This window comes from Microbacterium awajiense (assembly GCF_039536545.1).
Classification (GTDB): Bacteria; Actinomycetota; Actinomycetes; order Actinomycetales; family Microbacteriaceae; genus Microbacterium; species Microbacterium awajiense.
On sequence record NZ_BAAAYU010000005.1, the window covers coordinates 1,081,389 to 1,094,581 of the forward strand.

Annotated in this window: 10 protein-coding genes; all 10 read left to right on the forward strand. The window is 65.9% G+C overall.

Features of this window, described 5'->3' with window-relative positions; all coding sequences use genetic code 11:
• The first annotated feature begins 108 nt into the window (after positions 1 to 108).
• On the forward strand, positions 109 to 1,191 hold the full coding sequence (locus ABD663_RS11825) for a LacI family DNA-binding transcriptional regulator (RefSeq protein ID WP_344738764.1): 1,083 nt from the start codon (positions 109 to 111) through the stop codon (positions 1,189 to 1,191).
• 158 nt (positions 1,192 to 1,349) lie between these two features.
• Positions 1,350 to 2,687, forward strand: a complete 1,338-nt coding sequence (locus ABD663_RS11830) for an ABC transporter substrate-binding protein (RefSeq protein ID WP_344738766.1) — start codon at positions 1,350 to 1,352, stop codon at positions 2,685 to 2,687.
• A gap of 42 nt (positions 2,688 to 2,729) precedes the next feature.
• Positions 2,730 to 3,689 carry a carbohydrate ABC transporter permease gene (locus tag ABD663_RS11835; RefSeq protein WP_344738768.1) on the forward strand — a complete coding sequence of 320 codons (960 nt, stop codon included), beginning with the start codon at positions 2,730 to 2,732 and terminating at the stop codon, positions 3,687 to 3,689.
• Between the two features lie 15 nt (positions 3,690 to 3,704).
• Complete coding sequence (locus ABD663_RS11840; protein ID WP_344738770.1) at positions 3,705 to 4,586, forward strand: carbohydrate ABC transporter permease; 882 nt, start codon at positions 3,705 to 3,707, stop codon at positions 4,584 to 4,586.
• Positions 4,587 to 4,606: 20 nt separating this feature from the next.
• On the forward strand, positions 4,607 to 5,725 hold the full coding sequence (locus ABD663_RS11845; RefSeq protein WP_344738772.1) for a glycoside hydrolase family 117 protein: 1,119 nt from the start codon (positions 4,607 to 4,609) through the stop codon (positions 5,723 to 5,725).
• The gene (locus ABD663_RS11850; protein WP_344738774.1) at positions 5,725 to 6,816 is read left to right on the forward strand and encodes a mandelate racemase/muconate lactonizing enzyme family protein; all 1,092 of its coding nucleotides are present in this window, start codon (positions 5,725 to 5,727) and stop codon (positions 6,814 to 6,816) included. The genes ABD663_RS11845 and ABD663_RS11850 overlap by 1 nt, the downstream gene beginning before the upstream one ends.
• Before the next feature lie 161 nt (positions 6,817 to 6,977).
• The gene (locus ABD663_RS11855) at positions 6,978 to 9,785 is read left to right on the forward strand and encodes a glycoside hydrolase family 2 TIM barrel-domain containing protein (protein ID WP_344738776.1); all 2,808 of its coding nucleotides are present in this window, start codon (positions 6,978 to 6,980) and stop codon (positions 9,783 to 9,785) included.
• 106 nt (positions 9,786 to 9,891) lie between these two features.
• Positions 9,892 to 10,815: a carbohydrate ABC transporter permease gene (locus ABD663_RS11860; protein WP_344738778.1), complete on the forward strand. Its 924-nt coding sequence runs from the start codon at positions 9,892 to 9,894 to the stop codon at positions 10,813 to 10,815.
• Complete coding sequence (locus ABD663_RS11865) at positions 10,812 to 11,741, forward strand: carbohydrate ABC transporter permease (RefSeq protein WP_425561778.1); 930 nt, start codon at positions 10,812 to 10,814, stop codon at positions 11,739 to 11,741. Before ABD663_RS11860 ends, ABD663_RS11865 begins: the two co-directional genes overlap by 4 nt.
• Before the next feature lie 71 nt (positions 11,742 to 11,812).
• Positions 11,813 to 13,156 carry an ABC transporter substrate-binding protein gene (locus tag ABD663_RS11870; protein WP_344738780.1) on the forward strand — a complete coding sequence of 448 codons (1,344 nt, stop codon included), beginning with the start codon at positions 11,813 to 11,815 and terminating at the stop codon, positions 13,154 to 13,156.
• The last annotated feature ends 37 nt before the right edge of the window (positions 13,157 to 13,193 follow it).

The following is a 13,193-nucleotide window of genomic DNA, read 5'->3' on the forward strand; positions in this document are numbered from 1 at the left end:
AACCGGTTTTCCACCTTACCTGAGCGCGGTCCTGATGACAACCTCCCTATGCTATGGGGAGTCCGGCCCCGCGTGGACCGGGCCGTTTCGACCGAGCTAGGACCAGCAATGAGAACGAGCACCACCCCAGGCGCGTCGGCTGAGGAGACCGGTTCCCCGGTCGTCCGCGGGCGGGCGCGACTGATCGACGTAGCCGAGCGCAGTGGTGTCACCAAGTCGATCGTTTCCCGGATCATGAACGACGACGAGACTCTGCGGATCCGTCCGGAGACCCGAGATCGCGTCAAGGCCGTCGCGGAAGAGCTCGGCTACCGGCCGCACGCGGGCGCGCGAGCGCTGTCGGTTTCGCGTACGGGGGCGTTCGCGCTGCTGATTCCGGACCTGACGAACTCGGTGTACGCCGCCATCATGCGGGGCGCGTTCCGGCGTGCGCGAGAACGAGGGTACTTCCTCTTGATCGCCGAGGACACGCCCGAGTCGCCGGCAGGCCCCGACGACTACGCCGACCTCGTCGTGTCCGGTCGCGTGGACGGGTTGCTCGTGGCCTCCGCGAGGCCGGGTAGCCCCCTGGTCGAGCGTCTCATGGACGACCCCGGATCGATCGCACACGTCTACGTCAACCGAGAAGTCGAGGGGTCCGGGCGCAATATCGGCCTCGACATGTACGGCGCGAGCGCGCTCGCCGTCGACTACCTCGCAGGTCGCGGACACGCCGACATCGGCATCACCGCAGGTCCGGTCGACCTGCATCCGGCGCGATCACGTCTGGCCGGGTTCGTCGACCGGATGACGGAGAAGGGGCTCGACGCCTCACGGATCGAGCACGGCGACTTCACGGAGCGCGGCGGGTTCGATGCCGCCACGGCGCTGCTCCAGGCCCACCCCCAACTGACGGCGATATACGCGTCGACCTTCGGTCAGGCCGTCGGCGCGCTCAAGGCTGCCCGGCAGCACGGCCTTCGCGTTCCCGAAGACCTGTCGGTCATCGGCTACGACGATCTCGCCGTCGCCGACTACCTGGACCCGCCGCTGACGACTGTCGCGATGCCGCTCGACGCCCTTGGCGTCGCGGCGGTCGATGCCCTGGTCGAGCAATTGGCGACCCAGACGCCGACGGGTGTACGAGTGCCGGACGATTGCAGGATCGTCGAGCGGGAGTCGGTTGCGGCCCCGCGGGCGAGCGTCCGCTGACCACGGCCCGGGTTACGGGCACGGCATCCGCGTCCGTTCCGACCCGAGGCTTGCGCTCAGCCAGACTTCGTGTCTACACTCTGGAAAACCGGTTCTCTGATCGGCCGGAGAAGCACCACCATCTGTGTTCTGGCAATGACGCACCGAAAGGGATTGCAATGACGAAATCAGCTTTCGATTCTCGCGGGATCTCACGGCGAGGGTTCCTCGTCGGGGGCTTGGGCGCGGCGAGCATCGCGATGCTCGCGGCCTGCTCGCCGGGCGGGGGAGGCGGTGCTGCGGGCGGAGGAGGCTCCAACGCGCTTCCGTTCTGGGACATGCCGTGGGGCTCGCCTGGCCAGGCCTACATCGACGCCGGCAAGTCGATCACGAGCAGCTTCACGCCTGCCAGCGGCAACCCTGGGGCCACCTACCAGTCGATCCCGTGGAACAACTGGCTGCAGACATTCAGCTCGGCGGTCGCCGCCGGCACCGGCCCCGCCGTCAGCACCGGCGGCGCCTTCCAGTCGCTGCAGTACTACGTGCAGGACGCCATCCACCCCGCCGACGGCGTGCTGAAGAAGCTCGAGACTGCCGGAAAGCTGGGCGAATTCCTCCCCGGCACGATCGACCAGTTCGCGTATGACGGCGTATACACGGCGCTGCCGTGGAATGTGGACGCCCGCATGTTCTGGTACCGCAAGTCGCTGCTCGAGGCGGCCGGCGTCGACGTGCCCACCACGTGGGATGAGCTGCACAAGGCCGGTCTGGCCCTGAAGAAGAACGGCGTGTACGGCATGATCGCGTCGGGCGGCGGCGGCGGAAACGCATACCAGACGATGTTGTCGGTCGTCTTCAACAACGAGGGTGGGCTGTTCAACTCGGCCGGAGAGCCCGACACCATGACCGACCGCAACCTCGAGGCCGTCGAATTCATGCGGATGCTCAGCATCGACGGCATCTTCGACCCGGGCAGCGTGAGCTACTCGACGGCGAACGTGAACGAGCAGTTCATCGCCGGCAAGGCGGCGATGTCCATCCTCCCGCCCGACCTCGATCAGTCGCTCGAGGATCCCGAGCTGGCGGCGGACACGCTCATCGGCAGCCCCCTCGCGAGCCCCAACGGCACCTACGGCACCCAGGCGTACACGAGCGACCTGATGATGTACACCGGTCGGGGCGACTGGGACATGGAGGCGGTGGAGGACTTCGTCGTCTACTACCTGGGCGCGATGGAGGAGTACTGGAAGCTCGGCGTCCTCAACAAGATCCCGGTGCTGCAGAGCACCGTCGACCTGCCCGAGGTGCAGGAGAACGCGAACCTCATGAAGGCGATCGAGGAGTGGCTGCCTGTGGGTCGCCCGCTGTTCTCGAATGCGGACCAGGCGTTCCCCGAGATCAACGCGATCGACGGTGGCCAGGCCATCACGACCTGGGCACAGGAGGTCATCCAGGCCCAGAAGTCCGCTGAAGAGATCATGCAGACGCTGCAGAACGAGATCGAGAAGGTCATGTAGTCAGCGCCGATGGCGAACACCGGACGCGACAGGCAGGCAGAGATGACAACGACCGAACGGCTGGTCACCGAACGACCGGAACGGCGGACGACCGCTCCGCGCGGGCGGGGGGCGTCGGGGGCGCGCCGATCGCTCGCGCCGGGACGCAACGCCACGATGGCAGGGCTGCTGGCGCCGTCGATCATCCTTCTCGTCGCGATCAACGCCTACCCTCTCGTGTTCGCCATCGGCCAGTCGCTGCACGACGGCGGCATCACGGGCGCTGGGGACTTCGTCGGGCTCGAGAACTACGCGACCGCGCTCCAGGATCCTGCGTTCTGGAACGCGGCGTGGTTCACGCTGATCTTCACCGTGGCATCCGTCGGGATCAGCTGGGTGATCGGAATGACGTTCGCGCTCGTGCTGCGCAGCGACTTTCCCGGTCGTTCGATGTTCCGAGTGCTCCTCCTGCTGCCGTGGGTCGTGCCGGTCGTGGTCGCCACGACGAGCTGGAACTTCCTGCTCGCGACGCCGAGCAGCCCGATACCGACCTTGTTTCGCACCTTGGGGTTCGGCGACGTGCAGTTCCTCGCAGATCCGACGTGGGCCATGGTCACCGTCATCGTCTTCAAGATCTGGGGCAGTTTTCCGTTCATGATGCTGATGATGAACGCCGCGCTTCAATCCGTCGATCACAGCGTGGAGGAGGCGGCGCTCATCGACGGTGCCACGTGGTGGCAGAAGTTGCGGCACGTGATCCTCCCGATCATCGCAAGGCCGATCTACATCAGCTGGGTGTTGGCCGCGATCTTCACGGTGAACGACTTCCCGACCATCTACCTGCTCACCGGCGGCGGTCCGGTCGGCGCAACGAACACACTCGTCGTGTTCGCGTACCGGCTCGTGTTCCAAGACTTCCGCACGGGCTACGGCGTAGCCGTCGCCTTCCTGATCACGATCGTGATCGTCGCCGTGTCCGTGTTCTTCTTCCGGCGCATCAACCGCGCTGCCATGGCGAATTGATCTGAGGACGCGACCATGAGTGCAACCCAAGCGATCGTCAGCAATCCCGGCGGCTCATCTCGGCGAGGCGAGCCTGTCTCCCGACACGAGCGGCGCCGACGGGTGCGCGGCTGGATCACCTTCGCGGTGATGTCCGTCGTGACCCTCATCCTTCTGGCACCGATCTTCAACATCGTCATCTTGTCTTTCCAGGGACCTCAGACACTCTCGGGTGACCCCGTCTGGACAGTCGACAACTTCGTCGAGATCTTCACGCAGACACCCGTGCTGACCTACTTGACCAACAGCCTGCTGGTCACTCTCGGGACCACGGTGTTCGGCGTCGTGATCGGTGCGCTTGCCGGCTACCCGCTGTCCCGGTTGAGGAACAGGTTCGCGCGCGGATACTCGCTGACCCTGTTCGTTGTGCAGGGGCTGCCGGTGATCGTGATCGTCATCCCCCTGTTCGTGGTCTTCGCGGCCATCGGCCTGGCCGACACCTTGTCGGGGGTGGCGATCATCTTCATCGCCGGCAGCATGGCGGTCACGTGCTGGATGATGGCCTCCTACTACGACAGCATCCCGTACGAACTCGAAGAAGCGGCCTGGGTCGACGGGGCGAGTGTCTTCGGCGCCTTCGTCCGCATCGTGCTGCGCAACTCGTACCCGGGCATCCTGTCCGCGGCGATCTTCAGCTTTCTCGTGGCATGGAACGACTATCTCGTCGCCGTCGTCTTCTTGCGCAGCGAGTCCAACTTCACCTTGCCGATCGGACTGCAGTACTTCTTCCAGCAGAACTCCACCGACTGGGGCCCGGTCATGGCGATGAGCGTCGTCATGCTGCTCCCGCCGGTCATCATCTTCGCGACCCTCAACCGATACTTCTCCATCGGGGGCATCGGTGGGGCGATCAAGTAGCACGGAAAGGCACGACACACATGTCCGACATCGCGCTCAGCGCCGCCACCCGACGCGCAGCCGCGTACTCACCCGATCCGACGTGGTTCTGCGATTTCGTCGAGGAGGACATCTCAGGCCTGATTCCCGAGCCGGGGGTTCACAGGCGCGATCCCTCCAGCGTTCTCCTGATCGACGGGACCTACCACGTCTGGTACACCAAGTCGACGGGTGATGCTGTGGGCTTCGGCAGCGCCGATCCGATGGCGAAGGTCTTCCCGTGGGACTGGTCCGAGGTGTGGCACGCCACCAGCGTCGACGGGAACCACTGGGTCGAACAGGAGCGGTCTGTGGGCGTCGGCGAACCCGGCTCCTTCGACGATCGCAGTGTCTTCACGCCGGAGATCCTGCTGCATGACGGTCGCTACTATCTCGTCTACCAAGTGGTCCAGTCTCCCTATCGGCTGCGCAGCTTCGAGTCGATCGCCATGGCGTGGGCAGACGATCCGGCAGGTCCGTGGACAAAGGTCCACGCCCCCCTGCTCACCCCGGCCGCCAATGGCGAGTGGGCAGGAGAGGACGACGACCGGCTCGCGGTCCACTCCCAGGGAGACTTCGACAGTCACAAGGTGCATGACCCGCTGCTCCTGCCCCTGAACGGGCGCTTCTACCTCTACTACAAGGGGGAGCAGATGGGTGAGCGCTTCACCTCGGGGGGGCGCTCCACCAGATGGGGAGTCGCGATCGCCGACGACATCGACGGGCCCTACACGCGCTCGCCGCTCAATCCGATCACCAACAGCGGACACGAGACGTGCCTGTGGCTGCACGATCGAGGGGTCGCCGCGATGCTCACCACGGACGGTCCCGAGCGGAACACACTGCAGTACGCCGCCGACGGAGAGAACTTCGAGATCCAGGCCTACGTGCCCAACCCGCCGATCGCCGCCGGTCCCCTGCGCCGGGCCGAGCCCACACGGACCCCGCTGGACGGCCTGCGGTGGGGACTGTGTCACGACGTCAGGGGCGAGTGGGGCTACCTGAAGGCCTTCCGCGCCGACGAGAGCCAGAAGCTGAAGTACGAGCTGAAGGTCAGTCCCGAGATGGGCGAGGCGGCGTTCCTGGCGAAGCTCGCGGACGTCACCGGAGGATCGCACTGATGGCCACGATCGAACGCGTCCGCACCGACCTCTACCGAGTTCCTCTCGCCAACCACCTCACCGACAGCACGCACGGCGTGATGATGGACTTCGAGCTCGTCACCGTCCGTATCGATGACAGTGACGGCGCATCCGGAGTCGGCTACACGTATACGGTCAACCACGGCGGTGCGGCCGTGGCGATGATGATCGAGCGGGATCTGTCCACGTGCCTGCTCGGCGCCGACGCGGATCGCATCGAGCAGCGCTGGCAGGACATGTGGTGGTGCCTGCACTACGCGGGACGCGGCGGGCACCAGACATCCGCGATCTCGGCAGTCGACATCGCACTGTGGGATCTCCTCGGCATGAAGGCCGGCATGCCGCTGTGGAAGCTCTTCGGCGGCTACGACCCGAGAGTCCCGGTGTACGCGGGCGGCATCGACCTCGAATTCCCGACGAACCGTCTGCTCGACCAGGCCGATGGATTCCTTGCCCAGGGCTTCCGTGCGATCAAGATGAAGGTGGGCCGTGCCGATCTCCGTGAGGACGTCGCACGGGTCGCGGCGATGCGCGAGCATCTCGGCGATGGGTTCCCTCTGATGGTCGACGCGAACATGAAGTGGAGCGTCGATGAGGCTCTCCGTGCCGCGAGGGCGTTCCTGCCGTTCGATCTCACATGGATCGAGGAGCCCACGATCCCCGATGATCTGGCAGGGAACGCGCGCATCGTGGCGCACGGTCAGCATGCCATCGCAGCCGGCGAGAACCTTCACACGATCTACGACTTCGCCCAGGCGATCGATCGGGGGGCTCTCACCCTCCCCGAACCCGACGTGAGCAACATCGGGGGCTACAGCGGGTTCCGTAAGGTGGCGGCTCTCGCCGAGGCGCACAATCTGCGACTCACCTCGCATGGCGTCCACGACCTGACCATTCATTCGCTGGCTGCCGCCCCGCACCGCACGTACATGGAGGCGCACGGGTTCGGTCTCGACGACTACATCACCGAGCCGATGCGCATCGTCGACGGTTTCGCGACGGCGTCCGACCGACCCGGCCACGGGGTGGAGCTCGACTTCCACGGACTCACAGCGCTCGACGCCGCATAGCCCGCCGGGCCGGCAGCCCGCACACACTCACCGCCACCGCCTCCGCCTTGACGAGCGCGGCGGTCCTTGCGACATCACTCTGAAGGAGAAGCATGCTTCCTGTCGTCGGCGCGTTCCGCCCTTGGGCAGACGCCACCCAGACAGCGATCGGCCGGTTGCCGATGACAACCCGAGGGCTCGATCCGACCGACACCCGGCTCGACGGGGCGTGGCGTTTCCGTCTCTTCGAGCGTCCGGATGAGATCTCGGATGACGCGGTCGTCGGATCCGCCGCAGGCGATGAATGGATGACCGTCGAGGTGCCGGGGAACTGGTCGTTGCAGGAAGGCGTCGGGGACACCCCGCACTACACGAATGTGGAGATGCCGTTCGAGGGGCCACCGCCGACATTGCCCGAACGGAACGCGACCGGAGTGTACCGCCGAGCGTTCTCGGCGCCGAGGCGTGCACCGGGGGATCGGGTGCTCCTGTCCGTGGGCGGCGCGGACAGTGTTCACATCGTCTATGTCAACGGCGAGTTCATCGGCTACGGCACCGACGCCCGCCTGGAGAGCGTCTATGACGTGTCGCACGCCATCCGCGACGGTGAGAACGATCTGGCGATCGTCGTCGTGCGGTTCAGCGCGCACAGCCACGTCGAGGACCAGGACGGATGGTGGATGGCGGGGCTGCATCGCCCGGTGGGATTGATGGTGCGGCCGCCGTCATCCTTGACGGATGTGCGGCTGGGCGCGGATTGGGATCCGTCGGCCGAGCGCGGTTCGCTGAGCGTGCGTGCTGAGGTGTCATTGGAGGCACTGGACGAGGGGTGGTCCGTGCGCGCGTCTCTGACCGATGGCGCAGGCGTCTCCGTCGCGGACGCGATGTCGTCGGTGGATGTCGGGCACACCGACACCTACCGGTTCACGGGGTTCGCGGCGGAGATCGACTCGGGTGATCTCGGCGTGGAACCGTGGAGTGCGGAGTCGCCGGTGCTGTACAGGTGCCGGATCGAACTGCTGAACCCCGAAGGCGTCGTCGTGGACTCGACGTCGCAGCGGGTGGGCTTCCGTCGGGTGGAGGTCGTCGGCCCCGATCTGCTGGTGAACGGGCGACGCGTGTGGATCCACGGAGTGAACCGGCATGACCATCACCCGGAGCGGGGCGCGGCGGTGTCGGTGGCGGACATGCGCGCGGATCTGATGCAGATGCGCCGTCACAACATCACCGCGGTGCGGACGTCGCACTACCCGAATCGCCCGGAGTTCCTCGATCTGTGCGACGAGCTCGGCTTCTACGTGGTGGATGAAGCGAACATCGAGTCGCATGCCCACAACTGGCATGTCTGCGACATGCCGGAGTACCGGGAAGCCTGGGTCGAGCGCGTTGCGCGGATGGTCCAGCGCGATCGCAATCATCCGAGCGTGATCATGTGGAGCCTTGGAAACGAGTCGGGCTACGGGGCGAACCATGACGCGGCTGCAGGGTGGGTTCGCCGTGCGGACCCGTCGCGGCCGCTGCACTACGAGGACGCAATCCGCACGCAGGGATGGATCGACGGCGGCCGGCACGCAACGCATGTCGTGTGCCCGATGTACCCCACGGTCCCCGAGGTCGCGGACTACGGGCGCGCCGTCGCGGAGGGGCGGGCGGACCGGCCGTTCATCATGTGCGAGTACAGCCACGCGATGGGCAATGCGAACGGTTCGCTCGCGGACTACTGGGATGTGATCCATGCCTGGCCAGGGTTGCAGGGCGGCTTCATCTGGGAGTGGAAGGATCACGGGGTGCGCCATCCGGAGGCCGGCGATGACCGGCTGCACTACGGCGGCATGTTCGGGGAGTCCCCGCACGATGGGAACTTCATCGCGGACGGCCTGGTGTCAGCGGACCTGGAACCCCACCCCGGTCTGGCCGAGGTCGCGTGGGTGTATCGCGATGTCGCGACCCGGGTCGAGGGTGACCGTGTGGTGGTGGAGAACCGTCGCTCGTTCGCCGGGCTCGGCGATCTCCGTGCACGGTGGACGATGACGGCGCGCGACACGGTCACGTCGGGTGACCTGGACGTCGGGGAAGTGCCGCCTGGGCAGAGCCGGGAGGTTCCGTTGCCGGTCAACGTCCCGGTGGATCGACTGGGGGTGTTCACGGTGAGCTGGGAGACGCGCGAAGACTCCTGGTTCGCGCCCGCGGGCCATGTGGTCGCGTGGGACCAGCACGTCGCCGACCTCTCACTCGCGGACGATCCAGCGACGGTCGGCTCGGCGCCGGTCACGTCTACCGCTTCCGGTGTGGTGGCCGGCCCTGACCCCCAGCTCTGGCGTGCAGCGGTCGACAACGACGGATTCAAGTTGATGCTGGAGCGAGCAGCGCGGGAGTCCAAGGGATCGCAGCGCCTGCATCGGTGGCTGAGTCAGGGCATCCCCACCAGCGAGCCCTCACAGCTCATCGGCTATCAGCGCGAGACAGTGGGCGACATCGAGCGCCACGTGTTCGACGTACCTGCGTCCCTCGAGGGCCTACCTCGGGTCGGAGTCCGGTATGTGATCGATCCTCGGTTCACCCGGATGCGCTGGTTCGGGCGCGGGCCGGGGGAGAACTACCCCGATCGGAACCGAGGCGCCATGGTGGGGATCTGGGAATCGGGGATCGATCAGCTGCCCTACCTCATTCCCCAGGAGTACGGGCTCCGCACCGACACGCGATGGGCCGAGCTGCACGACCCCGACACCGGGGATCGGATCCGCGTGGAGGCACTCGACCAGCCGTTCTCGTTCTCCGCCATCCGCCATACCGCCGAAGATCTCTACGACGCCACCCATGCCGCCGATCTGCGTGAGAATCCCTGCCTGATCCTCAGTCTCGATGCCGCGCACCGTGGCCTCGGAAACGGAGCCTGCGGACCCGACGTCGACGCGCGATACGAGATCCAGCCCGGGCGTCACACGCTCGTCTACAGGGTCACCACACGACGAGCCGCCGACAGGCGGTGAGTCCCGCGCGGACCGCGAGTGCTCTCAGGTCCCGCGAACTGTGCTCGCAAAAGATATCTGATAGGTTTCGTGAAACCGGTTTAACGATGAACAGGAAGGGTGCACGATGACGACACACGCCCCTGCGCACACGGGTCATGTCGTGCGCAACAGGATCCGTCGGTCACAGGCTCGGGCAGGTCTCGGATTCCTCGCGCCCTTCCTGATCGTCTTCACGCTGGTGTTCATCGCTCCGCTGCTCTACTCGGTGTATCTGAGCTTGTTCAAGACGCAGCTCATCGGAGGAACCGCCTTCGTCGGACTCGAGAACTACGCGCGTGCACTGGGCGACGAGAAGTTCTGGAGCGGCCTGGTCCGCGTCTTCCTGGTGCTGCTGATCCAGGTTCCGATCATGCTTGCCGTCGCGGTCCTGGCCGCGCTCGCGATCGACAGCGGACGGCTGGCCGGATCGCGGTTCTTCCGCATCGGGATCTTCCTGCCCTACGCGGTACCCGGGGTGGTTGCGGTGTTGATGTGGGGGTTCATCTACAGCGAGCGGTACGGCCTGACCGGCAACGTCAACGCGATGATCGGCGCCCAACTGCTCGACCCGTTGTCGCAGGAGTGGATTCTGGTGGCGATCGGCAACATCCTCACGTGGGAGTTCGTCGGCTACAACATGATCATCTTCTACTCCGCCCTGCGGACCATCCCGACCGAGCTCTATGAGGCCGCCGCCATCGATGGCGCGGGGGCCGTTCGTGTGGCGTGGAGCATCAAGCTGCCCGCGCTGCGGGGCGCACTGGTGATCGCGACGATCTTCTCGATCATCGGCAGCTTCCAGTTGTTCAACGAGCCGAACATCCTGCAGACGCTCGTACCCACGCTCATCTCGACCTTCTTCACACCGAACATGTATGCCTACAACCTCAGCTTCGTAGGCCAGCAGTTCAACTACGCCGCGACCGTCGCGATCATCATGGGCGTGATCACGGCGGTGATCGCCTACGCCGTGCAATTGCGGGGCGCGAAGGAGGCGCTGCGGTCATGACGGTGTCGGTGAATACGCAATCGACCCGGGCGATCGTCACCCGGGCCGCCGACCGCGCATCGCGGCGACGCGGTGGCGCACCGCGATCGCGATCGTCGTTCATCCTGACGCTGGCCATGGGTCTGATGATCGTCTATTCGCTCTTGCCGCTCGTATGGCTGCTGATCAGCTCGACGAAGACGCAGGAGGAGCTGATCACATCGTTCGGACTGTGGTTCTCGGGGCCGTTCGCGTTCTTCGACAACATCGTGGCCACGCTGACCTACAACGACGGCATCTTCGTGCAGTGGTTCGCGAACACCGTGCTGTACGTGGTGGTCGGCGCCGGCGGCGCGACGATCCTGGCCACCCTGGGTGGATACGGTCTGGCCAAGTTCGCGTTCCCGGGCAAGAGGGCGATCTTCGCCGTCATCCTGGGGGCGATCGCCGTGCCCGGCACGGCCCTGGCCGTTCCCACCTTCCTGATGTTCAGCGAGATGGGGCTCACGAACACCATCTGGGCGGTCATCATCCCGTCGCTCATCTCACCGTTCGGGCTCTACCTCATCTGGGTGTACGCGGCCGACTCGATTCCCACCGAGATCCTCGAAGCGGCACGCGTCGACGGCGCCGGTGAATTGCGCACGTTCCTCACGATCTCAGTGCGGATGCTGGTGCCCGGCATCGTCACCGTGGCGCTGTTCGCGGTCGTCGCCACGTGGAACAACTACTTCCTGCCGCTCATCATGCTCAGCGACCCCGCGCTGTTCCCCTTGACCATCGGCCTGCAGCAGTGGAACGCGCAGGGTGTGGGCTCGGGGGCAGACCCGATCTTCAACCTCGTCATCACGGGGTCGCTACTGACCATCGCGCCCATCATCGCGGCGTTCCTGTTCCTCCAGCGCTATTGGCAATCGGACCTTGGCGCGGGCGGGGTCAAGCAGTGAAGAGGGATCACTGCCTGTCCGCACCACAGCATTCCCTCCCGACGAAAGGACACAAGACGATGCGAGGACGCATGCGGAGAGCAACGCGAGCGCTGAGCACGATGGCGGCGGCAGCGCTGGCAGTGGGTGGGCTCGCGGCCTGCAGCTCCAACGGAGACGGCGACACCGTGGATGCCGGTTCCCCGGGGGACATCTCCCAGCTCGATGCCGCTCTCGAAGAAGGCGGGTCGATCACCTATTGGGGCTGGGCACCGTGGACACAGGACCAGATCGACGCCTTCGAGGCGGAGTACCCCAATGTGACAGTCGACTTCGTGAACACGACGTCAGCCAGCGATCACAACGTCAAGCTGCAGAATGCGATCCAGGCCGGCAACGGCGCGCCTGATGCCGTTCAGCTCGAGTATCAGTCGTTCCCGCAGTTCACGCTGCCTGGCGCCCTCGCCGATCTGTCTTCGCTGGGGATGGACGCACTCGAGGACCAGTTCACCCCGTCCACGTGGAGCCAGGTCTCCGAGAACGGGGTTCTGCGGGGTCTTCCGCAGGACTCGGGTCCGATGGCGATGTTCTACAACGCCCGCGTCTTCGAGGAGCAGGGGCTGGAGGTTCCCGCGACGTGGGACGACTATGTCGCCGCGGCCGAGGTGCTCAAGGCGAGTGGTTCGTTCATCACGAACGACGACGGTGGCTACTCCGGACTGGGTCTCGGAATGATCTGGCAGGCCGGTGGGCGGCCCTTCTCGGCCGATGGCGAGAACGTCAGCATCGACCTCCAGGATGAGGGCTCCGTCAGGTGGGCCGACATGTGGACCGAGCTGCTGCAGAGCGACTCGCTGGCGATGATCCCCGGCGGCACCGAAGAGTGGGGCAAGTCACTCGGTGACGGCACGATCGCCACCGTGGTGGCGGGCGGGTGGTTCGCCGGCCTTCTCGCGGGGGCGGCTCCCGACGGGGCGGGCGACTGGCGCGTCGCACCGATGCCGACGTACGACGGTGGTGAACCCGTCAGCGCGGAGCAGGGCGGAAGCGGGCAGGCGGTTCTCGAGTCCAGCGAGAACAAGGCGCTCGCCGCGGCGTTCCTGCGGTGGCTCAACACCAGCGAGACGTCCGTCGGCATCGTCATGGACTCCGGCGGATTCCCGACCACGCGTGCACAGCTCGAAGACCCCGGATTCCTCGAGGTGGAGTCCGAGTACTTCGGCGGGCAGAAGGTCAACGAGGTGCTCGCGGCTGCCGCTGAGAGCGTCCCGGCCGGGTGGCAGTACCTGCCGTGGCAGGCCTACGCGAACTCGATCTACGCCGATACGGTCGGGCAGGTCTTCCTCGAAGGTGGCGACATCAACGACGGGCTGATCGCCTGGCAGGACGAGAACGTCGCGTACGGCAACGACCAGGGGTTCAGCGTCAACGAGTGATGTGGTGACAACCCGAACCGGGCGGCGCGATGATCGC